This window comes from Helicobacter marmotae (assembly GCF_003364255.1).
Lineage (GTDB): Bacteria > Campylobacterota > Campylobacteria > Campylobacterales > Helicobacteraceae > Helicobacter_C > Helicobacter_C marmotae.
Genome location: NZ_NXLR01000001.1, coordinates 67,136 through 93,100, shown reverse-complemented (window position 1 = coordinate 93,100; position 25,965 = coordinate 67,136). Strand labels below are relative to the sequence as shown.

General features: G+C 38.1%; 29 protein-coding genes and 1 tRNA gene. 18 read left to right on the top strand and 12 right to left on the bottom strand.

Features of this window, described 5'->3' with window-relative positions; all coding sequences use genetic code 11:
* Positions 1-7: 7 nt before the first annotated feature.
* The 4 genes from ftsA to CQA63_RS00395 all read right to left on the bottom strand — a co-directional run bounded on the left by ftsA (position 8) and on the right by CQA63_RS00395 (position 4,255).
* Positions 8-1,372 (bottom strand): cell division protein FtsA, encoded by a 1,365-nt coding sequence (gene ftsA, locus CQA63_RS00410; RefSeq protein ID WP_104699254.1) that lies wholly within the window; start codon positions 1,370-1,372, stop codon positions 8-10.
* 8 nt (positions 1,373-1,380) lie between these two features.
* Positions 1,381-2,862: a peptidylprolyl isomerase gene (locus CQA63_RS00405; protein WP_104699255.1), complete on the bottom strand. Its 1,482-nt coding sequence runs from the start codon at positions 2,860-2,862 to the stop codon at positions 1,381-1,383.
* A 215-nt stretch (positions 2,863-3,077) separates the two neighbouring features.
* Positions 3,078-3,154, bottom strand: a tRNA-Ile gene (locus CQA63_RS00400).
* On the bottom strand, positions 3,116-4,255 hold the full coding sequence (locus CQA63_RS00395) for an FtsW/RodA/SpoVE family cell cycle protein (RefSeq protein ID WP_104699284.1): 1,140 nt from the start codon (positions 4,253-4,255) through the stop codon (positions 3,116-3,118). Before CQA63_RS00395 ends, CQA63_RS00400 begins: the two co-directional genes overlap by 39 nt.
* A gap of 82 nt (positions 4,256-4,337) precedes the next feature.
* Between CQA63_RS00395 and CQA63_RS00390 the strand changes: the two genes are divergently transcribed.
* The 11 genes from CQA63_RS00390 (at position 4,338) to CQA63_RS00340 (ending at position 14,023) form a co-directional block, all read left to right on the top strand.
* Positions 4,338-5,399 carry an RluA family pseudouridine synthase gene (locus CQA63_RS00390; protein ID WP_104699256.1) on the top strand — a complete coding sequence of 354 codons (1,062 nt, stop codon included), beginning with the start codon at positions 4,338-4,340 and terminating at the stop codon, positions 5,397-5,399.
* Entirely contained in the window at positions 5,383-6,585 is a 1,203-nt protein-coding gene (locus tag CQA63_RS00385) for a fibronectin type III domain-containing protein (RefSeq protein ID WP_233706540.1), read from the top strand. The genes CQA63_RS00390 and CQA63_RS00385 overlap by 17 nt, the downstream gene beginning before the upstream one ends.
* Positions 6,585-7,772 carry a tRNA (guanosine(46)-N7)-methyltransferase TrmB gene (trmB, locus tag CQA63_RS00380; RefSeq protein ID WP_104699258.1) on the top strand — a complete coding sequence of 396 codons (1,188 nt, stop codon included), beginning with the start codon at positions 6,585-6,587 and terminating at the stop codon, positions 7,770-7,772. The genes CQA63_RS00385 and trmB overlap by 1 nt, the downstream gene beginning before the upstream one ends.
* Before the next feature lie 8 nt (positions 7,773-7,780).
* On the top strand, positions 7,781-8,449 hold the full coding sequence (locus CQA63_RS00375) for a cell division ATP-binding protein FtsE (protein ID WP_104699259.1): 669 nt from the start codon (positions 7,781-7,783) through the stop codon (positions 8,447-8,449).
* Positions 8,436-9,245, top strand: a complete 810-nt coding sequence (locus tag CQA63_RS00370) for a cell division FtsX domain-containing protein (protein ID WP_104699260.1) — start codon at positions 8,436-8,438, stop codon at positions 9,243-9,245. Before CQA63_RS00375 ends, CQA63_RS00370 begins: the two co-directional genes overlap by 14 nt.
* Entirely contained in the window at positions 9,245-10,456 is a 1,212-nt protein-coding gene (locus CQA63_RS00365; RefSeq protein ID WP_104699261.1) for a murein hydrolase activator EnvC family protein, read from the top strand. Before CQA63_RS00370 ends, CQA63_RS00365 begins: the two co-directional genes overlap by 1 nt.
* A gap of 62 nt (positions 10,457-10,518) precedes the next feature.
* Complete coding sequence (locus CQA63_RS00360) at positions 10,519-10,908, top strand: FlaG family protein (RefSeq protein ID WP_104699262.1); 390 nt, start codon at positions 10,519-10,521, stop codon at positions 10,906-10,908.
* 32 nt (positions 10,909-10,940) lie between these two features.
* Positions 10,941-12,989 carry a flagellar filament capping protein FliD gene (gene fliD / locus CQA63_RS00355; RefSeq protein ID WP_104699263.1) on the top strand — a complete coding sequence of 683 codons (2,049 nt, stop codon included), beginning with the start codon at positions 10,941-10,943 and terminating at the stop codon, positions 12,987-12,989.
* Between the two features lie 10 nt (positions 12,990-12,999).
* A complete protein-coding gene (gene fliS, locus CQA63_RS00350; RefSeq protein ID WP_104699264.1) occupies positions 13,000-13,383 on the top strand; it encodes a flagellar export chaperone FliS in 384 nt (127 codons plus the stop codon).
* Positions 13,367-13,600 (top strand): hypothetical protein, encoded by a 234-nt coding sequence (locus CQA63_RS00345; RefSeq protein ID WP_104699265.1) that lies wholly within the window; start codon positions 13,367-13,369, stop codon positions 13,598-13,600. The genes fliS and CQA63_RS00345 overlap by 17 nt, the downstream gene beginning before the upstream one ends.
* Positions 13,601-13,735: 135 nt before the next feature.
* Positions 13,736-14,023 (top strand): HU family DNA-binding protein, encoded by a 288-nt coding sequence (locus tag CQA63_RS00340; RefSeq protein WP_104699266.1) that lies wholly within the window; start codon positions 13,736-13,738, stop codon positions 14,021-14,023.
* A 25-nt stretch (positions 14,024-14,048) separates the two neighbouring features.
* Here the strand turns inward: CQA63_RS00340 and CQA63_RS00335 are convergent, their stop codons facing one another.
* From CQA63_RS00335 to CQA63_RS00325, 3 genes are read right to left on the bottom strand one after another with little or no spacing between them, the layout of a single operon-like run.
* Positions 14,049-14,984, bottom strand: coding sequence for an NAD(P)H-dependent glycerol-3-phosphate dehydrogenase (locus CQA63_RS00335; RefSeq protein WP_104699267.1), 936 nt, complete (start codon positions 14,982-14,984; stop codon positions 14,049-14,051).
* Between the two features lie 14 nt (positions 14,985-14,998).
* Positions 14,999-15,295: a hypothetical protein gene (locus CQA63_RS00330; protein ID WP_104699268.1), complete on the bottom strand. Its 297-nt coding sequence runs from the start codon at positions 15,293-15,295 to the stop codon at positions 14,999-15,001.
* Positions 15,292-15,663: a hypothetical protein gene (locus CQA63_RS00325; protein WP_104699269.1), complete on the bottom strand. Its 372-nt coding sequence runs from the start codon at positions 15,661-15,663 to the stop codon at positions 15,292-15,294. Before CQA63_RS00325 ends, CQA63_RS00330 begins: the two co-directional genes overlap by 4 nt.
* A gap of 222 nt (positions 15,664-15,885) precedes the next feature.
* Between CQA63_RS00325 and gatB the strand changes: the two genes are divergently transcribed.
* Complete coding sequence (gene gatB, locus CQA63_RS00320; protein ID WP_104699270.1) at positions 15,886-17,319, top strand: Asp-tRNA(Asn)/Glu-tRNA(Gln) amidotransferase subunit GatB; 1,434 nt, start codon at positions 15,886-15,888, stop codon at positions 17,317-17,319.
* 17 nt (positions 17,320-17,336) lie between these two features.
* Here the strand turns inward: gatB and CQA63_RS00315 are convergent, their stop codons facing one another.
* The 3 genes from CQA63_RS00315 to CQA63_RS09610 are packed head-to-tail and all read right to left on the bottom strand — an operon-like array spanning position 17,337 to position 18,633.
* Entirely contained in the window at positions 17,337-17,981 is a 645-nt protein-coding gene (locus CQA63_RS00315) for a MarC family protein (RefSeq protein ID WP_104699271.1), read from the bottom strand.
* An 8-nt stretch (positions 17,982-17,989) separates the two neighbouring features.
* Entirely contained in the window at positions 17,990-18,436 is a 447-nt protein-coding gene (locus CQA63_RS00310; protein ID WP_104699272.1) for a CoA-binding protein, read from the bottom strand.
* Positions 18,437-18,474: 38 nt separating this feature from the next.
* A complete protein-coding gene (locus CQA63_RS09610) occupies positions 18,475-18,633 on the bottom strand; it encodes a hypothetical protein (RefSeq protein ID WP_158655425.1) in 159 nt (52 codons plus the stop codon).
* Positions 18,634-18,998: 365 nt separating this feature from the next.
* On the opposite strand from CQA63_RS09610, the gene CQA63_RS09345 reads away from it, so the two are divergent.
* Both CQA63_RS09345 and rpsU read left to right on the top strand, forming a co-directional pair.
* Positions 18,999-19,205 carry a hypothetical protein gene (locus CQA63_RS09345; protein WP_147288698.1) on the top strand — a complete coding sequence of 69 codons (207 nt, stop codon included), beginning with the start codon at positions 18,999-19,001 and terminating at the stop codon, positions 19,203-19,205.
* A gap of 101 nt (positions 19,206-19,306) precedes the next feature.
* A complete protein-coding gene (gene rpsU, locus CQA63_RS00305) occupies positions 19,307-19,519 on the top strand; it encodes a 30S ribosomal protein S21 (RefSeq protein WP_104699285.1) in 213 nt (70 codons plus the stop codon).
* 285 nt (positions 19,520-19,804) lie between these two features.
* On the opposite strand, the gene CQA63_RS09340 is transcribed toward rpsU, so the two are convergent.
* Positions 19,805-19,996 carry a hypothetical protein gene (locus CQA63_RS09340; protein ID WP_147288697.1) on the bottom strand — a complete coding sequence of 64 codons (192 nt, stop codon included), beginning with the start codon at positions 19,994-19,996 and terminating at the stop codon, positions 19,805-19,807.
* A 253-nt stretch (positions 19,997-20,249) separates the two neighbouring features.
* On the opposite strand from CQA63_RS09340, the gene CQA63_RS10285 reads away from it, so the two are divergent.
* The 4 genes from CQA63_RS10285 (at position 20,250) to CQA63_RS10105 (ending at position 24,143) form a co-directional block, all read left to right on the top strand.
* Positions 20,250-20,384: a hypothetical protein gene (locus tag CQA63_RS10285; protein WP_267891914.1), complete on the top strand. Its 135-nt coding sequence runs from the start codon at positions 20,250-20,252 to the stop codon at positions 20,382-20,384.
* A gap of 168 nt (positions 20,385-20,552) precedes the next feature.
* Positions 20,553-22,343: a phosphoethanolamine transferase gene (locus CQA63_RS00300; protein ID WP_115511799.1), complete on the top strand. Its 1,791-nt coding sequence runs from the start codon at positions 20,553-20,555 to the stop codon at positions 22,341-22,343.
* Between the two features lie 38 nt (positions 22,344-22,381).
* Positions 22,382-23,623: a sulfatase-like hydrolase/transferase gene (locus tag CQA63_RS00295; RefSeq protein WP_244916250.1), complete on the top strand. Its 1,242-nt coding sequence runs from the start codon at positions 22,382-22,384 to the stop codon at positions 23,621-23,623.
* Positions 23,601-24,143 carry a sulfatase-like hydrolase/transferase gene (locus tag CQA63_RS10105; RefSeq protein ID WP_244916249.1) on the top strand — a complete coding sequence of 181 codons (543 nt, stop codon included), beginning with the start codon at positions 23,601-23,603 and terminating at the stop codon, positions 24,141-24,143. Before CQA63_RS00295 ends, CQA63_RS10105 begins: the two co-directional genes overlap by 23 nt.
* 30 nt (positions 24,144-24,173) lie before the next feature.
* Here the strand turns inward: CQA63_RS10105 and CQA63_RS00290 are convergent, their stop codons facing one another.
* Complete coding sequence (locus CQA63_RS00290; RefSeq protein WP_104699414.1) at positions 24,174-25,769, bottom strand: glycosyltransferase family 2 protein; 1,596 nt, start codon at positions 25,767-25,769, stop codon at positions 24,174-24,176.
* Between the last annotated feature and the right edge of the window lie 196 nt (positions 25,770-25,965).

Below are 25,965 nucleotides of genomic sequence, written 5' to 3'. Positions count from 1 at the left end.
TTTTCTCCTAAAATAATTGACTCACCCATTTATAGAATCTTACAAAAAGATTATTATGTTTATCCTCTTTGGAAGTCCTAATTTCTGACAAATCATCAATTTGCGTAATTTTTAAACCCAATGTATGCTCTTTGGCATTATCCAAGCTAATATTATGTATGCCCTCATCTGTGGCTATCGTACTTTTTTTATAGAGAATCTTTTTATCATAATTTAGCTCATAATTTGTATGTTGCCCCGCACCATGCAATATTAACCCCACTGCTGTAGCCCCATCTGTGCCCTTTAGGCGGTCAAAAAGCCCATCGACATGAGCGGGCTTGGAGATTCTCACTGGTTTAAGAAATATATTTGAAGCATACTCCTGCAATCCATCAAGATTAGCCATACCGCCTGTAAGCGTGATACCCGCACCAATTTTATCTTTTAAATCGCTTTTTTCAATACTTTTTGCGAGGAGTTTTAGCGTTTCTTCAACGCGTGCAGAGAGCACTGCATGGATATTTTCTAATAAAACGGGTTGTGTTTCTTTATTGTTGCCTGTCATAAGCGTAATTTGTAGAGATTTTTGCTTATCTGCCTCGCTCAAAATAAGCGATCCGTATTGTGTTTTAATCTCTTCTGCTACGCTTGGGTGAGTATTAAGTGCCATGGCTAAATCCATGGTGATATTATTAGAACCCACACTTAAGAAATCACAATAACGCATAGAATGCCCGCTATAAATCATCAAATCACAAGTTTGCCCACCCATATCTAAGCATGCCACACCGAGCTCTTTTTCTTCATCGCTTAAGACTGCAATTGAAGAAGCATAGGCACTAAGAATGATATTTTCAATCTCTAATCCAGCCTCACGTACGGCACGTTTGAGATTTTCAAGGGAAGTCTTTTTGGCTATTACAATATGTACAAAAGCTTCTAAACGCGAAGCACTCATACCCATAGGGTCTTCTGCATAGCTCTGTCCATCGAGTCGAAACTCATAAGGCAGGGCATGAATAAGCACATAACCTTCTGGCATATCCGCATTGTGAATGGCTGCTTGTATCACGCGATGAATTTCATTAAGCCCAATCTCATTGTTTGAAACATTCACAACCGCACTTTCACGGATACTCTTTGTATAAGCTCCAGAGAGTGAGATAATCGCCTTATCAACTTGCTCTCCGGCAACCATTTTGGCATCATTTACAGCATGACGTATTGCCATTGAAGCTTGTTCAATATTGGTAATAGAACCTTTACGCACGCCCTCAGACTTTTGCATACCTGTGCCAACAATATGTGGAATACCATCATCTTTAATCTCGGCAATAATGGCACATATTTTCGTGCTACCGATGTCAATACCCAAAATAATTCGACTCAATTTTAACCTCACTTGCTCACATCAATATACATAGTAGTTTTATACATTTTATTAAGATACTCTATTAAGGCATCATGGATTGCTCCCATTTTAGCATTTTTGACCAAGGTATCGCCTTTATCCGGGGTGAAATATGTCTGCTCCAATACGCGATACAATACTACCTTATCGTCAAAAAGCACATAACCGCTTGGATTACGCGAATGAAAAACTTGAGAGAGAAAAGAGGATTTTTCATTCTCATTAAGCGTAAGTATAGCATTTTGAGAGAATCTATTGACAAAACCAATGTCTGTCCCTACGAAGTTTTCCATTTGTTCTTTGGCAAGCAGAGTAAGCCCTTCTTTGGCTTTGTGATGTTTATACATTACTTTTACAGAATCTTTGGCTTCTTCAAAAGTTTGGTTGATACTTTCTTTTTTGCCTAGAAGTTTTAAGGTTACAAAGCCCCCATCAGTCTCAATAGGTTGTAAAACCTGCCCCACTTGAGCGGCTTTCATATCTGCTACTACTAAATCTATACCACGTTTTATAAAAAACCCTTCATTTTCTTTAATAATGCGTTTCTCGCCATTTTTGCTGCCATTTTTTAAATCCCGATATTCTCTTTTTGCAGCCCTTTCTGCTTCTAGCTTTTGCACATCGTGAGTAAGCTTAGACATACTTTGCTCTATGCTCATTAAATGACCATTTTCATCAAGATAATCACTTTTAAAATTTTCATAATGCTCTTGTAATGCTTCTTGTGTAGGGTGCTGAGCGCTAAAGGGCACGAAGATATATTCAATCTCAAATTCCATAGGAGTTTTCCACTGCTCTGCATTTAACTCCCAAAATGCCCTCATTTCTTGCTCATCAATATTTGTTTTAATTTGGCTTATGGGGATAATTTTTACCATAAGTCTATCGTTTATTCCATATGCCATCTCTAAAGTATGCTCCTCTAAAGGCGTTACAAAGCTAGGTACGCCATTGACATTCACCAATCCCAAAAGCTTTTGCACAAGGAGTTGGTTACGTACATCTTCTTCAAACTCACTTGTGCTCATTCCTATTTGCTTTAAAAAGGCTTTATAAAGCTCCGGGCTAAAATTCCCTTGCTCATCTACTTGTACTTTCGCATCAATAATAGCTTGAGCCACTTCATTATCGCTAACCATTAAGCCTAAATCATGTGCAAAATTGCGTAACTGCGCTTGTTGGATAAGCCCTCGAAGTGCGATTTGAGGTATGCCTAGCTGCCTTGCTTGAGCTTCATCAATCATATCGGCACTTTGGAATAAAGCCCCATATTCTCTCAAAGTCGCATTATATGCCCTCTGATATTCAGGTATACGTATATCTATCTCGCCTACTCGTGCGATTTTATCATTACTTAAGCTAAATCCATAAGAACCCCAATTTACCATTCCAGCACCTATAAATGCGATGGCGCTCACCCAAATAGTGATAATGAGCCATTTCTTATGTTTTTGCATCCAAGTAATCATCGAAAACTTAACCTTTATAATCTATGTCATTAAAATTGAATGTCATTATAGCATAAATTAAACACACAAGGGCTTAAAAGCGCCCAAATTAACTAAATAAAATATCAAAATAAAAATAAAATTAATGGGTTTAATTAAAAAGACTATCAAATGTATTGAGTGAAAATACAATAAAATTGAGAGATATAACTCATCTCAAAATATTAATGTAAAGCTGGTGGACCTTGCAGGATTCGAACCTGCGACCAATCGGTTATGAGCCGAGTGCTCTGACCAGCTGAGCTAAAGGTCCGGGCTTAGTGCCGGCATTATACTCAAAAACGAATCTAAAGGCAAGAACGTTTTCAAGGATTGTAAAAAGCGTGAGAAAGGTAACAAAGCTTGTCCCGCCATAACTCATAAGCGGCAATGGTACTCCAACCACTGGAGCAAGACCTATCACCATGCAAACATTAATCCCCACATAAAGAAAAATCAAAATAGCAATATAGCTCGTTATTACCTGCAAGAAATAATCCTGCCCATAGGCAAAGCCCAGGCTTAAAATATGCACAATAATCAAAAAGAAAAGTATTAAAAGCCCAATCGCGCCAAACATACCAAAACGTTCCATAAAATATGCAAAAATAAAATCCGTATTTGCATAGGGTAGAAACTTTAATTGAGATTGGGTGGATTCCTCTTTAGACTTACCAAATGCTCCACTTGCGCCAATGGCTATAAGGGCTTGATTCACCTGATAGGGAGATTTATCTGAGACAAAGTCCATAATACGTCTTTTTTGATAATCTTTCAAAGGATCTACCACATAAGCCACAGGAGCGAGAAATGCTATAAGCAGCCCTAAGGTGATCCAAATTTTCTTATTCACTCCAACGAGAAAAAGTGTGCCAAATCCGGTGAGTAGAATAATCATCGCCGTGCCTAAATCAGGTTCTTTAAGAATAATCAAAAAAGGCACAAGAATAAAAGAGCTAATAATGCAAAATTCTTTAATCCCATAGCCGCCTTTGGGCGGTGGATTCAATGTGATATATGAGGCAAGAAGCAGCATAAGGGCGATTTTCATAATCTCACTGGGCTGGATAGAAAAATGGGTAAAGGGTATATCAACCCAACGTTGTGCCCCTAACTTCTGCGTGCCGATAAAATGCACTAAAATTAGCAGCACTAAGCACGCCATATAAATCCCTATAATCACACCGCGCAAATTCCTAAAAGGAACAAAAAATAAAAAAACCATAAGCCCGCAACCTAAAGCCATGTATTTGACTTGTTTAGAAAAGAGCACGGGATCAAGCTCATAAACAAGAAAAAGTGAAAGCCCCACTAAAGGGAGTACAAGTAAAACCAAAATATAATCAAAATGTGATAAAATCCGTCTATCAATCACCATTTTCCCCATATAACATCAAAAGTAATCAAACATTCATAACTGAATACAACTTAAATAACCAGTTTTGGAGTATAAAGTAATGCAGAGATTCATTGTATCAAATATTCACTTACATAATACCAACAAGCTCCGACTTGATGACTTCCTAAGCACACAGCTCCAAAGCAGCAAAAACCAAATCCACTCTCTTATTAAGAATCAAAAAGTCTCTCTCAATGGCATAATTTGCACCAAAAAAGCACAAACACTCAAAGAAAAAGATTATATAGAAGTAGAAATTTATGAAGATACTCATAATGATTGCACTTCATCCACTCTTGCTTTTAGCGCAGATGATGAACGTTTTAAGATTGATATTATCTTTGAAGATAATGATCTTTTAATCATTAATAAGCCTCCACATTTGGTTGTCCATGAAGCGCCAAGCCTCAAAGAGCCTACCCTTACAGATTGGCTTAAAGCCCATAAACAAAGCTTGCATACATTAAGCGGAGAGGAGCGATATGGTATTGTTCATCGCCTTGATAGGCAAACAAGCGGGGCATTGGCTATTGCAAAATCTCACCTTGCTTATAGCACTCTCCCAGAAGAGCTCAAAAATCGTCAAATGGGGCGATACTATCTTGCTATCATTGATATGCCATTAAAGGCAGACCAGCAAGTGAGCTGCTTTATGGGGCGCAACCCACACAATCGCTTAAAAATGGGCAAAATTAATATTGACAAAGCCCATTTCATCCCTAAAGGTGTGCGTGATTCTAAAAGTTCATTTATTAAGCTCGCTCAAGCAGATAATGGCAAATGTGAGCTGATTGCTATTAAGCTCCACACAGGGAGGACGCATCAGATTCGGGTGCATTTAGAGACACTCTCTCGCCATATACTTGGCGATACACTCTATGGCTATAAAAGCCATGCAAATACCTACCACTATAATGGCAGAATCTTGCTTCATGCGTACATACTCTATCTTAAGCACCCCAAGACACAAGAAGAGTGCATTTTTAAAGCCCCCATTTTAAGAGATATGTTACAATTTATGCAAACACATTTCACAAAGGATATGCCCAATGATCGCCAAGACATTATGCAGCTACTTGAGGTTAATAGCCTTATGCGCGCTTTTGAGCATTTTTCTTAGTGCTTGCTTTTTTAGCCCAAAACCACAAGAAGACCCATCTCTACCTCGCTTAGATTCTCTAAATGTCCTTGCTGATGTCTCATCTGTGGGCTTTGAATGGAAGCTTATCCAAGATGAAAACATTAAAGGATTTGTAGTGTATCGGGCTCAATCTGGCAGTGGAGCGGGCTTGCAAAAAATAGCCACGATCAAAAATCGTTTTGCAACACATTTTTATGACATCAATCTCCAACCTCAAACAAAATATATCTACGCTTTTGCCACATTGGGTGAGAATAACACCATTTCCCCCAAAAGTGAGCTTATCCATATCCAAACATCATTTATTGACCCAGTGGAGAGCGTTTTTGCTATTAATAATCAACCACGAAGCATTAAGCTTATATATTCCCCTCACCCAAACCCTAGCATAGATTCATATCTTATCCAGCGCTTAAATAAAGCAGGAGAGTTTAAAACCATTAAAACCATACCTCATCGATTAAGCGTAGAATATTTTGATGAAAAGTTAAAAGATGGAGAGACTTATACATATCGCATCATTGCCCAAAGCCATGAGGGGATAAAGAGCAAACCATCGCAAATTGTAAGTGTGAGCACTATCCCCCAGCCTGCCCCTATTGAAGACATACAAGCCACAACAGATTTACCTAAAGCTATTAAAATCACATGGCAGGAAGCCCCAGACACACAGGGTGTGAGTAAGAAATACTACAGAATCTCATATTCTGAAGATGGAAAAAACTACAAAAATCTCGCTACAACCAATCAAACACATTATATACATAAGCTTGAAGACAAAAAAAATGGCATAAGTTATTACTACCAAGTCGTGCTTTTAGGAGATAATGGTTTGCAAGGGCATTTAAGTAGTCACCCCGCTAAGGGCTCTAGCCTCCCTCCGCCTAGCACACCTAATCATTTTAATGGCTCAATGCAAGAGGGGAAGGCTGTGCTTTCATGGCAAACACCCAGCGATGATAGAATCTTAAGCTATGTCGTCTATCGTAAAGAAGGAGGGTTATGGACACAAAGTGCGCGTTTTGTAGATATATATGACACCCAATTTATCGACAAAGAAATGCAAGAGGGCAAGAGCTATACCTATAGTGTTGTAAGCGTTGATAAAAATGGCATAGAATCTGCTCCCACGCCAGAAATCACACTCCAAAAAGAAAAGCCCTAATGCCTCATTTCCTTGCTCGTGAGGTTATATTGCCAACATTTCCATTTGAAGAAAATGGCTTTACATTTATGTATGAGGCACCACAACATAATGACAGCACACAATCCCTCATACTTGTTAAACATAACAACAAAGAGTTTTTCCTACGCAAACACAAACGTATAAAGAAAGATAATACGATTATCAAATGTGAAAAAAGCGCTGCCAAAGAACCTACGGGTATTATTAAAGACGCCCTAAAGATTCTAAGTGCGAAGCAGACATCACTTCTTAGCCATAATCTCAACCACAATTCACCACGACAGAATCTCCAATCCCTATACCTTAAAAATATGGAAGATTTTTTAGATTTTACTTCAACTTGTCTTATTGAAATAGGCTTTGGCTCGGGGAGACATCTTTTATACCTTGCCCAAAATAACCCTACTTGTGTGTGCATTGGTGTAGAGATTCACAAGCCCTCTATTGAGCAAATTCTTCGTCAAATTGAGATTCTAGGGCTTAATAATCTCTATATTATCAACGCAGACGCACGCACTCTCCTTGAAATTTTCCCCTCTAATATCGCACAAGGCATTTATATACATTTTCCTATCCCGTGGAATAAAAAGCCCCATAGACGCGTTTTCTCACAAAAGTTTCTCCAAGAATCTCTGCGAGTTTTAGATGAGGGCAAAACCTTGCATTTACGTAGCGATGATGATATTTATTTTAAAGATTCGCTCACACTTGCATTACTTGAGCCAAGTATAAGCTTTGAGGTGCATAAAAACACGGCTATTGCTATTGTTAGCAAATATGAGGCAAGGTGGAAAAAACAGCAAAAAAACATCTATGATATGAAAATATTTGCCCAAAAAACGCAAGATAACACAAAAAATGCCCAAAAATATCGAAAAAAAATCCTTTTTGATAAGATTCTAAGAAAAAATTTGGATAATTACACAAATTTTCCATACAAAAAAATTGATAAAGATTGGTTTTTGCATATTGACAATCTCTATCGCGCAGGGGATATATATGTATTGGCATTATGCTTTGGAGATTTTCACCAGCCTCAGAATGCGTTTTTACAAATTGTGTTTGCTGAGCCACAAACCATACATTATATTAATGGAGATCCTATCCCCACCCAAGCAGCCATTAAAGCACATGCACATTTAATGGAGATTCTAACACAGGAGTAATACGTACAATGAGTGTAATTATTGAAGCAAAAAATCTCAATTTAGGCTATAACGATGAACTTGTTATTAAAAATGCTACATTTAGCATTAATGCAAAAGAATTTGTATTTATTACCGGGGCTTCTGGGAGCGGTAAAAGTACGATTTTAAGCTCATTTTTTGGGCATTTGGGCGTTAAAAGTGGGCATTTAAATGTATTTGGCGTAAGTATGCAAAAAGCTTCAAAAAACTACATCAATCGCCTCCGCCGTAGCATAGGGATTGTTTTTCAAGATTATAAGCTCATCAAAGAATGGAATATTGAGCGCAATGTGATGCTCCCTATGATTATCAATGGCTATAAAAAAGAGGTATGCAAGGCGCAAGTTGAAAAGCTCCTTGTGCATATCAAACTCTCCCATAAGGCAAATAAATTCCCTTTAGAACTCAGCGGTGGTGAGCAACAACGAGTAGCAATGGCACGTGCCTTAGCACATAACCCAACCATTATCCTTGCCGATGAGCCTACAGGTAACCTTGATGATTATTCAAGTGAGCTTATTTGGAATCTCCTCAAAGGTGTAAATGAACAGCTTGGTATCACGGTTGTAGTCGTAACCCACCGCATGCCAGATCGGCTGAATATCCCTTATAGGCGATTACATATAGAAGAAGGAGTAGTTTATGAATTTGCTTAGGAGACATTTAGCGCTTATTATTCCGCTTTTAGCGCTTCTTTTTAGCCTTGAGAGTATTATGCTTGTTAATCGTGCGGTTAATAAGCATGAAAATAAACTCTCTGATAACTATTCCATTGTGATTGCTTCAAAGAATGCCCTTACACTTGATAAAATCCAAAATTTTATCCGCGAGGCAAAGGAAGTCAAAGCCATTACGCCTGATTATATGATGAATGAGCTCAAAAAGGATTTGAGTCGCCAAAGCCTTGAAACACTCCAAAGAGAGCTTCCCTTTTTTTATTCTCTTAAGCTTTCTATTTTTCCCGATGAAGAACGTTTGCAAAAGATTAATGCCACCCTTTCTAAATTAAGCGGCGTAACAAAGGTAGAATCATTCACTAAAAGCCACTCACAAGTGTATAAACTCCTCCTTATTACTAAAACCTCTATCGTTGTATTTGCTTCACTCATTGCGATACTCAGCTATATTTTGATGATTAAGCAAATTGAAATTTGGAAGTTTGAGCATAGCGATAGAATGGAGATTATGGCATTTTTAGGTGCACCTGCATGGATGAGAAATAGCATTTTATTCCGACTTGCTTTTGTGGATTCTATTATTTCAACTATTGCAATTATTACGGGTATGGCATATCTCATTAATCACAGCAAAATGCAAGAAATCCTTACTACACTTGAAGTAACAAATGACATATTCCGTATGGGAAGTGATTTTATTATCTTACTTTTCACATCAATATTTGCATCTATCATATCGGTGGTTTTTGTTATTATCAAGCAAAAAGACCTCTAATGAAAGCTTTTGGCTGGATCGCAGTATGTATGATTGTAAGCCTATGTATGGCAAATATTGAGCAAGACATTGCAAAAAATAAAGATAAGCTTGCCACGGCACAATCTCAAGAAAAAGCCATTAGCAAAAAACTTGATGAATTAGGAAAGGCGATTAACGCCAAAAATCTTGAGCTCACTCAACTTGGCAAGCAAATTGAAATCTTGCAAAAAGACATCGCCTATAATCAAACCAAATCTATCTCACAAGAAAAAACACTTAAAGATTCCCAAAGAAAGCAAGAAAGCCTTATCAAACAAAAGCATAATGTCGAAGATCAAATTGTCAAGCTTTTTGCCCAGAGCCTTGCTTTTAGTATGATGATTAATCGTTATGCAGATATTGACTCCCCAGAAGGAGTGGTGGAGTATTATGTCTATGAAACTCTCTATCACAATACGCAAAAACTTATAAAAACCCTTAATGCCAAGCAAAGCATTCTTGATAATGAGGTGAAAAAAATTACAAATACTATCTCGCAGATTCAAAGCTCTATAAAAACACAAACTGATAAGAAGGAATATTTAGAGCGTGCTAAAGAGCAGCAAAAAAACACCCTAGCAAAAATGCAAACTGAGCTTAAAACTTATAACGAGCAACTTAAAGATATTGTTAAAGAACGTAAAAGCCTTGATGATATTCTCTCTAAGCTCAATATCGTTAAAGAGCAAAAAGAGCAAAGCAATACCCAGCAAGCCTTTATCAATAATCAAAAAAGTCCTGATAGCATTAAAGCCCCAAAACAGCTTGGCACTTCATATAGAGATGTCCCTACTATCGCATATAGAGGGGCAAAAACCTTTCCACCACTTGAGCAATATACTATTGAAAAAAAATTTGGACCATATTTTGACCCTGTGTATAAGTTTAAAATCTTCAATGCGGCTATTATGTTTAACCCCAAAACTCTTAATGCAAATGTAAAAAACGTCCTTGATGGTAGGGTAGTGTATGCTAAAGAAGCCCCGGGGTTAAAAAAGGTAGTCATCATTGAGCATATAAATGCCATACATACTATTTATGCCTATATGGATAAAATAGAATCAAGCATTAAAACAGGAATCAATATTAAAAAAGGCACGATTATAGGCAAGGTCAATGAGCGCCTAAGCTTTGAAATCACGCAAAAAGACAAGCATATTAACCCAGCGGATTTCATTAAATTACATTAAAATTTATTTCCCCTAGTCGATATAATTTTATCACTTAAACTTAGAACATAAAGGAGGAAGCCATGATTAATAGTATTGGTAAGATTGACAATACTGATTCCATTAAGGCTCAACTTGTCAATATGGTTAATGCTAGCGGAAAGGCAGTCACGGAAAATACACGTTCTTCTGAAATGCGCTTACAAGAAGAAACTGCTCAATATCAAGATAAAGAGAACAAAAAGCAGCTTGAAAATGAATTACGCGATTTAAGCAAAAAGCTTAATGATGAAATGAAACGTATTGGCACAGACCTTAACTTTTCGTATAATGAGAATATTCCCGGGCTTATGGTAACTGTTAAACAAAGCAATAGCGATAAAGTGATACGTGAGATTCCCTCAAAAGAAGCTATAGAGCTGATGAAGAGAATGCGCGAAGTGATTGGTGTAATTTTTGACAAGCAAGGCTAGTTGCAATAAACATTAAAGAGAGAGGGTAAGGTATGGCACTTGGGACATTGAGTTCATTGGGGATTGGTAGCAAGGTTCTAAACCATGACATCATTGACAAATTAAGACAAGCAGATGAATCCTCTTATATTAATCCAATTGATAAAAAAATTGAACAAAATGTTGAAAAACAAACCGAGCTTGTTGCCATCACTTCTGCCTTACGTGAGTTAAAGTCTAGCACAAGCAAGCTTGGTGATTATTCTACATATTTGGGGCGCTCAAGCCATGTAGTTGGCGATGCACTCAAAGCCACTATCTCTGCAGGCGTGCCAACACAAGATATTAAAATTGATATAGATTCAATAGCAACTTCTGACATTAATGAAATAGGCTCAAAATATGAAAGTAGAGAATCTGTCTTTAGCCAAAAAGATTCTACGCTTAAATTTCATCACAAAGGGCAAGATTATAAAATCAATATTAAAGCAGGTATGGAGTTAGCAGAGGTAGCACAACTGATTACAGATACCACGCAAGGCGAGGTAATGGGGATTGTAATGAAAACGGGCGGTTCAAACCCCTATCAGCTTATGATTAACTCTAAAGATACAGGAGAAGCTTCAAGGATATATTTTGGCTCAACCACGAGCGGTACAACTATCCCCGGTGGAGCTTTTGAGCTTAAGAGTGGGGATTTTTCTATCACGCTTAAAGACAAAAAAGGCGTGGATAAAACACTCTCCATTGAGATTCCAAAAACCGCTATGGAGTCAAAATCTCAAGATAATGCTCAAATACTCAAAGACGCAGTCATTGCGGCTATTAAAGACAATAACGACTTTGAGGGGCTACTTGATACAGACTTAAATATAGGCATTGGTGGAGCACATAGCGACACGCTTGTTATTAATGATAGACGTGGCTATAAGGTCCAAATCGAGGGCACAAAGGCACAAATGCTAGGCTTTGGCTCAAATAATGCAAGCTCAACCAATGAGGATTTAATCGTAGGAACTAAAAGCATAGGGGCAGGCAAACTCACTGGTACTATCAACATAGGCTCTATCCCTCTAGATTTATCAACACTCACAAAAGAGAAAAATACGGCTGCTCAAAATGCCAAAAACATAGCAGAGGCTATTAATAATATCGCAGGCATTTATGCTTCAGTGAATGATGAGGGTAAGCTTGTGATTAATTCTGATACCGGAGGAGTCAATATTCATGCCAATAGTGACCCAGCAAGCCAGAAGGCGCTTGAAGACTTAGGATTAAAACCAGGCACGATTATGGATTATGCTAAAACACAAGAGGAATTATTTAAAATCCGTAAGGTCCAAAGTGCTCAAGATGCGAAATTCTCATACAATGGTATTACCATGAAACGTCCCACAAATGATATAGATGACATTGTAAGTGGAGTAAATATCGAACTTCTCACAACCACCGAGCCGGGCAAGCCTGCTGTTATTAGCATTACACGTAATGATGAGGAAATCATAGAAAATGTAAAAAAATTTGTAGAAGCTTACAATGGGCTTGGTATCAAGCTTGATGAGGTTACGCGCTATGATGAAGATTCTAAAGTGGCTGGTGTATTTAATGGAAATAGCGATATACGTGCGATACGTCCCGCCCTTAATCGTATATTTTCTACCACTATCTCAACGGACACAGAGCTAAAAAGTCTAGCAAAATATGGTTTAGCCCTTGATGAAAAAGGCAAAATGAGCCTTGATGTGAGCAAACTCACAATGGCTTTGAGCACCGACCCGCAAGGAACACAAGAATTTTTTAATGGAAGTATTAAAACTTCAGAGTTTAGAGAAATCCAAGTCGATGGTGTGTTTAAAAAATTTGACCAAGAGATTGATAGACTCTTAAATGGTGGCAACGCACGACTTAAAGTGCTTGAAGAAACTTTGACAAAAGATGATAAAAAATTACGAGAAGACCGCAAAAAGGCAATCGAGCAGCTTAACACTCGCTATGACATTATGGCACAAAGATTTGCAGCCTATGATTCTCAAATCTCTAAAACCAATAATGCCTTTAGCAGCGTTCAATTGATGATTGACCAATCTGTGGCTAAAAAATAAGGAGTGCTTTATGTATGGAAATAACGCGTATAGTCTTTATCAACAGAATTCAGTCTCTGTAGAATCTCCGGTTAAACTTGTTGAAATGCTTTATGAGGGGATTTTGCGATTCTGTGCTCAAGCCAAACGTTATATGGAAAATGAAGATATTGAGAAAAAAATCTATTACATTAATCGCACTACAGATATTTTCACCGAATTGCTTAATACGCTTGATTATGAAAAAGGCGGAGAAGTGGCTGTGTATCTTACAGGGCTTTATACGCACCAAATTAAACTCCTAACCCAAGCCAATGTAACAAATGATACGACTAAAATTGATACGGTTATCAATGTAGCTAAAGGGCTCTTAGAAGCATGGAGAGAGATTAATCAAGATGAATTGGCACGATAAACTTAAAGTTGCCCTTCTTAATGGAAATGACCAAGACGCATTTTATTTAGTCACTCACTTACCTCAAGAATTAGCTTTAAGCGATATTGAAGATAAGCTTCAAGCCTTAGAGCTTATCCACCAAACCAAATTACTCTTAGAATCCAAACAACAAAAAGTTAAAGCCCATATGGAGCAAATCAAAGCAGCAAAAAAATTCCTCGAAAATACACTTTAGTTGTCTGCATAAGCACAAAGCCCCCATATCTTGTGGTAGTTTTCGTATCAAATTCCCTCAAAATATAGCATATACCTTGACTTAAGGGCTAAAATCGTATAAAATCAGCGTTTAAATCTTAAATAAGGAGTTTGCATGAATAAGGCAGAATTCGTAGAATTAGTAAAAGAAGTTGGCGAATATGATACAAAAAAAGACGCTGAGAAAGCAGTAAATTCTTTCATAGACGCTATCTCTAACGCTCTTGCTAAAAAGCAAGCAGTAGAACTTGTAGGTTTTGGTAAATTTGAAACAGCTGTGCAAAAAGCTAAAACAGGCAAGGTTCCCGGAACAAACAAAACTTACACAACAAAAGAAAAAGCTGTACCTAAATTTAGACCGGGCAAAGGCTTAAAAGACCAAGTATCTAAGGCTAAAAAATAATTTTCAATACACTAGCGTTAATGTTTTAGGACATTAACGCTTTCCAACTCTCTTTTACACTCTTTCCTTCTATAATTAAGCTGATTTCCCTTGCAATAGGCGTATAAATATTCTCTCTCTTTCCTATTTCTGTAATTGCCTTTGCTGTGATAACACCCTCCGCCACTTCACCTAATGCTTTTAGAATCTCCCCTATAGGTTTGTGTTTAGCTAATCCCAACCCTACACGATAATTACGTGACATTGTAGAATTAGAAGTAAGAAACAAATCTCCAGCACCAGAAAGTCCTAAAAAGGTCTCCATTTTTGCACCAAAATGCTCACCAAAACGACTCATCTCCACCAATCCACGAGCCAAAAGAGAAGCCTTCGCATTGGCACCAAAGTTTAAACCATCGCAAATGCCCCCCGCTATAGCAATGACATTTTTATACGCACCTGCGACCTCACCCCCCACGACATCGGGGCTAGCATAGCTCTTAATAAAATGTGGCATTAATGAGCCAAACTCACGGCTTAAAGCGAGATTGCGTGAATGTATCACAAGCGCACAGGGTAAAGATTGCACCACTTCAGAGGCAAAGCTTGGACCACATAAATATGCGATATTTTTATGCACTACATATTCTTCCATAATATCACTCACAAATGCACCACTTCCAGATTCTATACCCTTACTCGCACAAAGTATTTTAATATCCTGTGGCAAGGCAGCACAAGAGAGCCATTCCCTTAACGCACTTGTTGCAATCGCCATAACAAAATATTGCGCATTTAATGCATCTTGATGTGCCACTTGTTTAATCACTTGGCATTGTTTCTTTGAGAGCTCCTCATTAAGCGGGGCAAGAAGAGATGAAATATCGCGCCTTGAAGTGATATTCACATTATTTTTCTCCGCTAAAGCAAAGGCTAAAGCTCTCCCCCATACTCCTCCTCCAAATACACTAATTGTCTTCATATCTTAAACCTCACTTAAAATACATAACTATAGGTCAAAAATACCTGCGTGGTAATGGTCCATGGATTCGCACTTACAATATTGCTTGTTATAATTTCTCGTAAGAGCTGCCCGCCTATTTGGGCATTGGGGACAATCGCCAAAACATCATTACTTGAGAGTTGGGTTTGTTTGAGCGTGAGTATAATGCGATGTGTTTTAAAAAATGTTAATATCACGCCCATACTATTGACAAATGCGGGGTAAATGGCGGTGTTGCCATAATTATATGTATGTTCATCATACATAATTCCATTATCGTACGCTTTCACTTTACCCCCTGCCTTTGTCTATTAAATTCCAACGTATTTGAAGCAAATACTTCTAGCTTAATGCGTGCATTATCCCCAATGGCATAATTTAGCTCCAGCCCCGCCCCATAGCGCGACATAGGTGCGTCTATTTCATTCAGCTGGGCGTGCCCCATTTCAAGTTCTGCTTCAGAATATCCTTCATTGGCAAAAGCATCAAACTTTAATGAAAAATTCTTGCTTACCTGTGCATTTGCCTTAGAACGTTGAGTATTGTGATTTTCTTCAATCTGCACTTTTTGTATGGAATCATTACTTTCATAAAGTCGCAACTCTTCTGAACTCGCTACACATAATAGCAGCATTATCAGTGTGGCAAGTCTTTTCACCTTTGTTCCTTAATCTTTGGAGAACTCACTCTAAGCCCTCTTTGTTGTCTTCTTAGCATGAGTCCCATTCCCCGCTATGTCTTCCCACGCTTAGGCTATTTAAGCCTCTATAAAAGCCCTGATTTTATAAAAAAACTTTTTAAAAATTTATAAATTTTTTATTCGCTTTTGCCTATACTAGCACTCTATGTTCCAAGTTTAATTTACTATAAGGGTGTTGATATGTGTAGTTATGAAACTATTATCGGGTTAGAAGTGCATGTCCAGCTTAATACAAAAACAAAGATATTTTGTGCTTGTGCTACAAGTTTTGGCGATGAGCCAAATAAAAATGTCTGCCCTACATGTTTAGGCTTACCAGGGGCATTGCCTGTGCTGAATAAGGAGGCTCTCAAAAAGGCTATTTCCTTTGGTAAGGCTATTGATGCCACTATTAATCAAAACTCCATTTTCGCACGTAAAAACTACTTCTACCCTGACCTCCCTAAAGCCTATCAAATTAGTCAATTTGAGATTCCCATCGTAGGCAAGGGCTCACTTAACATAGAGCTTGATAATCAATCAAAAACCATAGGTATTACTCGTGCGCACCTTGAAGAAGATGCGGGGAAAAATATCCATGAGGAGGGCTATTCTAAAGTCGATTTAAACCGCGCTTGCACGCCATTACTAGAAATTGTTAGCGAACCAGATATGCGTAGCAGCGATGAGGCAATCGCCTATCTTAAAAAGCTTCACTCTATTGTGCGTTTTCTTGGTATCAGTGATGCCAATATGCAAGAGGGGAGCTTTAGATGTGATGCAAATGTCTCTGTACGCCCGCAGGGTGATAGCAAGCTTTACACAAGGGTAGAGATTAAAAATCTCAATTCTTTTAAATTCATACAAAAAGCTATTGAATACGAAGTACAACGTCAGAGGGCAGCATGGGAAGATGGCAGATATGAACAAGAAGTCGTGCAAGAAACAAGACTTTTTGATACAAGCAAGGGTATCACGCGCTCTATGCGAGGTAAGGAAGAAGCCGCTGATTACCGCTACTTCCCAGACCCAGACCTTTTGCCTGTGTATATTGAGCAGCAGCTTTTGCAAGAAGCAGAGCAAATCCCTGAAATGCCAGATGAAAAAAGAGAGCGCTATATAAACACTCTAGGCATTAAGCCCTATGATGCCAATGTCCTTACAAGCTCTTTAGAGCTATGCCTCTTTTTTGAATCTATGCTAGAGCATAATATAAGCCCTAAAAATGCGCTTACTTGGCTTACTACCGAGCTTTTAGGCAGGCTAAAGGGCGAGCTTACCTTGCAAAATTGTGGGATTAGCCCTACGAAATTAGCCACACTTGTGCAACGTATAGAGGAGGGGAAAATCAGCGGTAAAAGTGCGAAAGAAATCTTAGATACACTTGTGCAAAACCCAAGTAATGATGTAGATAGTCTTATAGATTCTATGGGCTTAGCTCAAATGAACGATGATAGCGCACTGCTCTCTATTATAGAATCTGTCCTTAATGCCAATGAAGATAAGGTCGCAGAATATAAAAGTGGTAAGGACAAACTCTTTGGATTCTTTGTAGGGCAAGTGATGAAAAACACCAAGGGTGCAAACCCACAAAGGGTGAATGAACTCCTCAAAGACAAACTAAACTCACACTGATATATTGCTTTGTGTAGCTATGAATGAGAAGTGATAACGCCTATCCCTGATAAGCCGCTAATCATCATCTTAACCCCCATAGCCGTGATAAATACAAGGGCTATACGTGAAATTACATATAGCACAAGCTTACCCAAGATTCGCTCAATACTTGCAGCATAGCCAAAAAGCACATATAAAAACACAAATGCACACAAAACCGCGCCTATGGCGATAAACATACCGCTATCTTCTGCGATAACAATCACCGTTGCTAACGTACCCGGTCCCACGAGCATAGGAAATGCCATAGGTATAATGCTTTGCTTAAAAAGCTCTTCAAAATGCAGCCCATGATAATGCGAATAATCAGCCGTAGTTTGAGAAAAGAGCAACATCTTCAAGCCCATAATGATAAGTATTAACCCTCCAGCCACGCGCACATCATCTAAATCCACGCGAAACAAAAAATTCATAATAAAAGACCCACTTAATAAAAACACCACCACGATACAAAAAGCCACTAAAACAATATTTCTAAAAAGCTTTTTGCGTAATGGCGTTTTCACCCCCTCTGTCATAGCGATAAACTGCGGGAGATTCCCAAAGGGATTTAAAATCGCTATAAGCGTAACCGAAGCGAGAAAAATATGATGTAAATCTCCTTGCACATTTTCAAACATAATTACTCCTAACAAAGTCTTTGATATTCTATAGCAATGCAGCTATCTTCTTCATACATAAGCCCACAAGATGTAGCGATTTGGTATGCTTGAACGCTATGCAAGCCAAGTTGTACCCATATACAGGGTTGCTCTTGTGCTATACCCTGCAAGCAGCTAATCTCGCTTAGAACTTCGCCCAATGCCTCACTCTTACGAAAGATATTAATAATATCACAATGCCTGCCTTGTGCCCTTAAAGCCTCCCAAGCCTCTTTTATGCTTGTATATGCCCTGCAGCCTAATATAATCCCTCCGCGTGGATAAATAGGCACTATTTGCTTGCCTTGTGAGAGGAGAAATTCTGCTACCCCATAAGAGCTTTTAGAGCTATCTGGGCTTAAGCCTATAATGCAAATCACTTGCGCCTTTTGTAAGATTTCTTGCTTTTGTGTGTCATTTAAATGATGTGCCATAGCTATCCTTAAATATGATAATGCCTTATTATAGCATTCTAAGATTCACTGCTTTCTTTTAGAATTGCTAGAAACACTGGCGACTCCAGCAGCAATTCTTCACCCAAAAGGGTAAAGAGCTGACAAACTTGGAGAGTCGTTAGTGATTCGGGCGGAGATTCTCCGCTCAGGCTTTGCCCTCCCGCAAGAGCTGACAAACTTTGCTATCGCTTGTGTTGCTAAAAAAGAAAACCACGCGGGCGAGAAGCCCAAACCACCAAAAGGGCAAAAAGTTAGCATAGAGTGCCCCCCCGCAGGGCTTTAGGCGCGAAGCGGGATTTACTCCCGCGAGCAAGACATTAAATTATATAGAGCGCCCCCGAAAGGCGCTTTAAAAAAGGGCGGGCGTTTTTATAATAAAGCCCTTAGAAAAAGACTTGATAGATAAGCGTAGCTTAGCTATAAGTCAATCTTTAGGCGGTTTGTGTGAATTAATTTCACACAAACCAAGACATCAAATCCATGACGGCGAAGAATTCACACCCGAGCCACTAGTGATTCTAAAAGAGATTCTTCGCCTGCTATGCAGGCTCAGAATGACAATAAGTCCAACCCGCAAGACAAAATTACCTTACAAAGGAAATTAGTTTGTCATTCTGAGGGAGCACGAAGTGCGACCGAAGAATCTCTCTCATCTGCTAGAGACTCTCTTTCAAAAACACCAAAAGGCACGACTAGTGATTCAAGCAGAGATTTTACACCTCCACTTTGTGCTTTTGCACAGAGCTGACAAAGTGGGGCTAAATGCAGGCAATATAGCATTTAAGCATATTTAAATAAAATCAAAGTACAATGCTAGGCTCAAATCCTAAAAGAAAGCAGGTGATGGCTATGCCCGGTATCAAAGTAAGAGAAAATGAATCTTTTGAAGAAGCGTATAGAAAGTTTAAGAAGCAAACCGATCGCAATCTTGTGGTAACAGAAGTACGTGCACGTAGATTTTTTGAATCTAAAACCGAAAAGCGCAAGAAACAAAAAATCAATGCGAAGAAAAAAATGCTTAAAAGACTTTATATGCTTCGCCGTTATGAATCTAAGCTTTAAAAGCTTGCAATAGGGTATAAAGCCCTATTGTTCTCCTAAAAGCATTAATAACTCACAAAACCACACCCTTTATTTTTCCACATCATTTTATATACCCGCTTTAGAATCTTAAGGAGCATTCAGCTTTGAGTAATCATTCAAGCGATTTTTCAAATTTTGAGGGTTCGCACACTATTTATCTCCCCTCACACCCAAAATTTTGAGAACGCTAGAGGGAGAAAATTTAAGAGCACAAGGGGAGGGGAAACTAAAGAAGGAGAAAATAAACCCGCAGGAGCGTAGAGTTTAGCCCAAGCAATGTTTCCCTTGTCTCCTCTTGCGGGAAGGCGTGATGGCTACCGAAGAATCTCTACTCGATTTACTAGAGACTCTACCACTATTGTCATTCTGAGGGAGCGTAGCGACCGAAGAATCTCTGTGGGCGACTAGTGATTCGTTTGTGAATTCTTCGGGCATAAAGCCCGCAAGACATGACAAAGTAACTGCCTTTCTAGTGTTTCTGTTAAGGAGTCTTTAGCGGATAAGAGAGATTCTTCGCCTAAAGGCTCAGAATGACAAACGAACTACCTTTTGTAGGAGAAACCAAAACCACCCAAAAGGGGAGAAAAGTCAGATTGAGTGCCCCCCGCAGGGTGCTTTAAATAAGGGCGGGCGTTTTTTATAATAAAGCCCTTAGAAAACGACTTGATAAACGCACAAAGTGCGGTTACTAGTCAATCTTTGAGGGCGTGTGCAAGAATTTACTTTATGTGAAGCAAGACATACCTTTAAAAAAGACTTGATAGATAAGCGTAGCTTAGCTATAAGTCAAGCTTTAGGCGGTTTGCAAAATTCACTTTTGCAAACCAAGATATTAAATCAATGAAAAAGTTTCATTCCTCCATCGGTATAAAAGCCCAAGCTATTTGTTTTTTAAATCTGGTTTGTTTTTTATGTTTGGTTAGAATCTCCCCTATAGACAACATAGATAACATAGAGAACTTGGATAACTTGCAAATTGTTTTTCATATTGCTTGTATGGTTTGGAGAATCAATGAAATTCCTAAGCAACCCCACACTTTTTAGAATCTTTGTTTTATTAATTTTCCTTAATAGCATTATCCTCTCTGGTTCGCAATATTATGTCTATACCAAGCATTGGGATTTGTATTGGTTTGCTTCATTTTTTTATCGTGAATTATTGTTGATTGTGAGTTATTTTCTCTTTTTTTCTTTTCTTTCCTTTTTGCCACAAAAGTTTTCAAAGCCTATTGCGTGGATTATTTTTGGCATAAGTGCAGTGTGTTTTATTATTGATGTGTTTTTGCTTTATACCTTTGATAGTAATCTCAATTCTTATCTTGTGATTGTCGCACTGGAGAGTAACCCCCAAGAGAGCGCAGAGTTTTTGCATAATTATATAAACACGCGCTTATGCCTTTTGTATCTATTTTTGGCGCTATTATGTGTGCTCCTTTGGCGCTTTATTAAACCCATAAAGCAAAGCCTCAAGCTTTATAGGAGCATTTTATGTGCTTTGTTTGTAGCTATCGGCATTCTTTTGTATATGGTATTTTCACACACTAAGCCTCTAAATGAGGATTGGCATGATATGCTTTTTAACTATACGCGTCAGATTTATCGTGCATTAGATAAGACCCAAGCCTTTATCCAAGAGTACAAAATGCTAAATGCTAAGTTTGATTCCCTCTCTTCTACATTACAAGTAAAAAAGGCAACAAACAATATCGATAATATAGTCCTTGTCATTGGAGAATCTACTCAAAGAAATAAACTTAGCCTCTATGGCTACCCAATAGAGACAACCCCACTTTTAAATAAACTTAAAAATACTAAACCTAACAATCTCCTTATTTTTACAGATATTATCTCCCCTCACGCCCAAACCCATGAATCTCTCTCCCTCTCTTTGACTTTAGCTAATCAAGATTCTCAAGGCATAGCGACCTTACCCCATACACAAAAGCACAATTCAAGCTTTTGGTATGAGCATTTAAATATTATTGATGCCTTTAAATTAGGAGGGTATGAGACATTAAGTATTTCTAATCAAGAGCCTATCTCACTCTTTGGTAATGCTGCGGCAAGTATTTTAAAAAGGGCAGATAAAGTGGAGTTTGTGAATATCAATGACAAAATGAGCACAACGAAATTTGATGAGAGTATTTTGCACTACCTTAACTCCCTCCCTCCAGCAGATTCTAAGCGGTTTTTTGCCCTGCATTTAATGGGTAATCACGCCAAGTATTATAACCGCTATCCCCTAGAGTTTGCCCATTTCCTAGAGCAAGACACCCCCTGCTTTCACACCAAAGATAACACAAAACTTTTAAACGATATGATGTTAGCAGAGAATATGCACTACCTTAACTCTCTCCTCTATGGAGACTTTATCTTAAATGAAATCATCAAACATTTTGAAAGCCTAGATTCCATTGTGCTCTTTTTTAGCGATCATGGAGAAGAGGTATATGACTTTAGAGATTTTATAGGGCATGCAGATTCTAAAATCTCTCGCTTTATGGTAGAAATCCCTTTTATTGTGTATGTGAGTGATGTATTTATCCAAAAACACCCCGATATATATAAAAGACTAAAAAACGCTCAAAATCAAAGATATATGAATGATGATCTTATGCACACTTTACTTGATATAGCAGGTATTCATCTCAAAGGTTATGAATCTAAAAGAAGCCTTATCAGTAAAGATACAACACTCCTTAATCAAAGAATACGTAAAGTTGGTAATAAAGAGCATACTAAGGATTATGATGGGGAGTTGAAATCTCAAAAAAGCTATTTAGAGCAAGGCTTGTGTGAGTAAGAAGCAGTGAGAAGAAAGGAAGATAAGTGAAGAGATATATGATAACGTTTGGTAAAATATTTCCAAATCCATTTTATGACCCGCGCTTTTTTCATACATTTTTAGCCGTTTTTCTCTTAAATGCTATTGTGCTCTTTTGCTCGCATTATGCTTTATTGCATACACATTTTGATTTATATTTTTGGCTTAGCTTTTTTTATAGAATCTTAATGTTTTTTGTAACATACATTGCGCTTTTTAGCTTGATTTATTGGCTGAGAATGAGGTTTGTGCAAAATGTGCTTTTAAGCCTTATTTTGTTTGTTACGCTTGTGTGCTATGTGGTAGAGGTTTTTGTGCTCTATCACTTTGATACCCCGCTTAATACATATTTTATCGTTACAGCTTTAGAGAGCAACCCACAAGAAAGTATAGAGTTTTTAAGCACATATTTTAATTTCACACTTTGTGGCATTTATTGCTTTACGCTTTTTGCAATATTTGGCATTTATAAGCTTCATTCCCCTAAGCATTTAGAGAAACTCAAATGGCTCTATCTCTTAGGATTTTTAGCTATATTGCTTATCCATATAGAGCGCTGGCGTCCAAGTAGCCCGATGTTGCGCTATTCTGATATGCCCTATAATGCCCTAACTGAGACACAAAAAGCTATTAAGAAGACCCAAGCCTTTATCCAAGAGTACAAAATGCTAAATGCTAAGTTTGATTCCCTCTCTTCTACATTACAAGTAAAAAAGGCAACAAACAATATCGATAATATAGTCCTTGTCATTGGAGAATCTACTCAAAGAAATAAACTTAGCCTCTATGGCTACCCAATAGAGACAACCCCACTTTTAAATAAACTTAAAAATACTAAACCTAACAATCTCCTTATTTTTACAGATATTATCTCCCCTCACGCCCAAACCCATGAATCTCTCTCCCTCTCTTTGACTTTAGCTAATCAAGATTCTCAAGGCATAGCGACCTTACCCCATACACAAAAGCACAATTCAAGCTTTTGGTATGAGCATTTAAATATTATTGATGCCTTTAAATTAGGAGGGTATGAGACATTAAGTATTTCTAATCAAGAGCCTATCTCACTCTTTGGTAATGCTGCGGCAAGTATTTTAAAAAGGGCAGATAAAGTGGAGTTTGTGAATAATGGCGATCACTTTGATATTGCAAAGCACGATGGGAGCTTACTCCCCATACTTACTTCATACCTATCCCCCCCCCCCGCAGCAAAATCGATTCACCATTTTACACCTTATGGGGGCTCATACACGATATGAAAGTCGCTACCCTAGCGACTTTAAGCGTTTCCGCCCCGGGGATATTGAAAATGCACCACCCTTTGCTAAAAAACCAACCATCGCCGCGTACCTTAACTCCCTCCTCTATGGAGACTTTATCTTAAATGAAATCATCAAACATTTTGAAAGCCTAGATTCTATTGTGCTCTTTTTTAGCGATCATGGAGAAGAGGTATATGACTTTAGAGATTTTATAGGGCATGCAGATTCTAAAATCTCTCGCTTTATGGTAGAAATCCCCTTTATTGTGTATGTGAGTGATGTATTTATCCAAAAACACCCCGATATATATAAAAGACTAAAAAACGCTCAAAATCAAAGATATATGAATGATGATCTTATGCACACTTTACTTGATATAGCAGGTATTCATCTCAAAGGTTATGAATCTAAAAGAAGCCTTATCAGTAAAGATACAACACTCCTTAATCAAAGAATACGTAAAGTTGGTAATAAAGAGCATACTAAGGATTATGATGGGGAGTTGAAAGAGCAGTGATGACTGCACGCTAATTTTATTAGCATTTAATCAAATACTATCGCTATGCTTTATGCCATGCTCGCAATATGTTAGCCTTGAAGCAAGTGTTTGCAAATAAAGGGCGTGATTAGTTGCGAGTAATTCACGCTTGCTTTCTTCGTGGTAGAGATGATAGGCAATAGCGGCAAATTTCAGCCTCCGCATTTGCCCTCCATTAAAAAGAAATCTCGCCACAAACTCGCTATCTTCTCTCCCCCAGCCTTCAAAGGATTCGTTAAAGCCATTTATAGCTAGGCAATCTTGTTTATAAAAGCTCATATTGCACCCGCGAATGCCCTTTATTAAGTCTTTTTTATCAAACACATTCGCCTTTATGCAAGAGAAGCGTAAAATAAGCGAGGCAAGTAAGGCATTGCGTTTGGCTTTAAGTCTATCTTTAAGTTTGCCTTTGATACCGCTTTGGCAAAAGGCTAAGTCAAAGTGTTTGGGAGATTGCGTGATGGTTTGGGTTATATGCTCTCCTAGTAATATACGCGAACCTTGCAAGAACACCCCCGCCTTTGCGTGTGCTAAATGATCTTTAATAAAGTCTTGCTCTACAATCATATCCCCATCAATAATGATAATATACTCCCCCTTTGCTGCTTGTATTGCCCTATTGCGGATAGCACTTAGGCGAAAGCCCTTATCCTCATGCCAGATATGTCTAAGCGGGCAGGGGAAGCGGGCTTGATAGGATTGTATGAGAGTTTTTGTATCTTCTTTACTTCCATCATCGGCGATAAGCACCTCATAAGGGAGGATTCGCAGATGTAAGATTGATTCTAACACAGGGGCTAGGGCTTCTTTGCGGTTATAAGTGGTGATGATAAGCGAACATAGGGGGGGGGGCGTGTCTTTTTGTGTTTCATAGAGTTTCATATACTTAAAGAATGTCCCTAAGGCATTGCAGGAGCTGATTACAAAACCCTTATATCCATATAAAATCCCTTTTTTGAAAAAATAATCGCGCACAAAGGTCCAAGCCCCATGTGTAATGGCTTTAAGCGGGCTTGATGTTTTATGGGTATTTTGCTCTGCCCAGAGGCTAGAGTAGCGTTGGAGCTTATCAAGCAAATGCGCGATATTATCATAGGCATAGTGTTTGAGCCCACTTTGTAGTGTTATGATTTGTGCATTTTTAGGGAGTATTAGGCTCTCATGCACGATGTTGTCATTAAAATGTGTGAAAGTTTTGTTAAAGATTCGATACACATAGTCCGGATACCACCCACAAGCCTTAATCCACTCGCCATTATAGAGATTTTTACGCGGGAGGGCGTAGATTTGATTTGTTTGCATAGATGTTAAGTTTGCTTTGATGAGCGCTAAGGTTTGCGCTTCTAGCACTTCATCAGCATCAATGCTTAAAATCCATTCATATTTGGCATAACTCATAGCGAGATTCTTTAACGCTCCAAAGCCAATAAACTCACTTTGTTTAATATTCACTTGAGGGAAAGATTTAGCAATTTCACAGCTTTTATCCGTGCTACCATTATCTAAAATGATAATATCATCAAACTCCCTTAAAGACTCTAAGCATTCCTTTAGGGTATGCTCTGCGTTTTTAACTAAAATACTCACACTTATAGGAATCTTCATAAACAACCTTTCATCTGGGCTACCTTAAAAAAGGATGGGTGATTTACATAAATGCTATATACAATTTGCGATACATACTCGCACTAAATCTTGCAATTGTAGCAAAGTTTTATTTTTGTGATATTTCTTATATTTATATGAAATTAAGTGAGCATTTTTTAGAATCGTAATACTATTTTTTATATAAAGGGAGGCA

Excerpts from the sequence above, each read along its gene's own strand:
- CQA63_RS00335 (WP_104699267.1), bottom strand. The coding sequence starts at position 14,984 with ATGAAGACAATTAGTGTATTTGGAGGAGGAGTATGGGGGAGAGCTTTA.
- gatB (WP_104699270.1), top strand. The coding sequence starts at position 15,886 with ATGTGTAGTTATGAAACTATTATCGGGTTAGAAGTGCATGTCCAGCTT.
- CQA63_RS00370 (WP_104699260.1), top strand. The coding sequence starts at position 8,436 with ATGAATTTGCTTAGGAGACATTTAGCGCTTATTATTCCGCTTTTAGCG.
- fliD (WP_104699263.1), top strand. The coding sequence starts at position 10,941 with ATGGCACTTGGGACATTGAGTTCATTGGGGATTGGTAGCAAGGTTCTA.
- CQA63_RS00390 (WP_104699256.1), top strand. The coding sequence starts at position 4,338 with ATGCAGAGATTCATTGTATCAAATATTCACTTACATAATACCAACAAG.
- CQA63_RS10105 (WP_244916249.1), top strand. The coding sequence starts at position 23,601 with ATGGGGGCTCATACACGATATGAAAGTCGCTACCCTAGCGACTTTAAG.
- trmB (WP_104699258.1), top strand. The coding sequence starts at position 6,585 with ATGCCTCATTTCCTTGCTCGTGAGGTTATATTGCCAACATTTCCATTT.
- CQA63_RS00360 (WP_104699262.1), top strand. The coding sequence starts at position 10,519 with ATGATTAATAGTATTGGTAAGATTGACAATACTGATTCCATTAAGGCT.
- CQA63_RS00365 (WP_104699261.1), top strand. The coding sequence starts at position 9,245 with ATGAAAGCTTTTGGCTGGATCGCAGTATGTATGATTGTAAGCCTATGT.
- CQA63_RS00405 (WP_104699255.1), bottom strand. The coding sequence starts at position 2,862 with ATGATTACTTGGATGCAAAAACATAAGAAATGGCTCATTATCACTATT.
- fliS (WP_104699264.1), top strand. The coding sequence starts at position 13,000 with ATGTATGGAAATAACGCGTATAGTCTTTATCAACAGAATTCAGTCTCT.
- CQA63_RS00345 (WP_104699265.1), top strand. The coding sequence starts at position 13,367 with ATGAATTGGCACGATAAACTTAAAGTTGCCCTTCTTAATGGAAATGAC.
- CQA63_RS00295 (WP_244916250.1), top strand. The coding sequence starts at position 22,382 with ATGATAACGTTTGGTAAAATATTTCCAAATCCATTTTATGACCCGCGC.
- rpsU (WP_104699285.1), top strand. The coding sequence starts at position 19,307 with ATGCCCGGTATCAAAGTAAGAGAAAATGAATCTTTTGAAGAAGCGTAT.
- CQA63_RS00340 (WP_104699266.1), top strand. The coding sequence starts at position 13,736 with ATGAATAAGGCAGAATTCGTAGAATTAGTAAAAGAAGTTGGCGAATAT.
- CQA63_RS00310 (WP_104699272.1), bottom strand. The coding sequence starts at position 18,436 with ATGGCACATCATTTAAATGACACACAAAAGCAAGAAATCTTACAAAAG.
- CQA63_RS00300 (WP_115511799.1), top strand. The coding sequence starts at position 20,553 with ATGAAATTCCTAAGCAACCCCACACTTTTTAGAATCTTTGTTTTATTA.
- CQA63_RS09345 (WP_147288698.1), top strand. The coding sequence starts at position 18,999 with ATGCAGGCTCAGAATGACAATAAGTCCAACCCGCAAGACAAAATTACC.
- CQA63_RS00290 (WP_104699414.1), bottom strand. The coding sequence starts at position 25,769 with ATGAAGATTCCTATAAGTGTGAGTATTTTAGTTAAAAACGCAGAGCAT.
- CQA63_RS00375 (WP_104699259.1), top strand. The coding sequence starts at position 7,781 with ATGAGTGTAATTATTGAAGCAAAAAATCTCAATTTAGGCTATAACGAT.
- CQA63_RS00315 (WP_104699271.1), bottom strand. The coding sequence starts at position 17,981 with ATGTTTGAAAATGTGCAAGGAGATTTACATCATATTTTTCTCGCTTCG.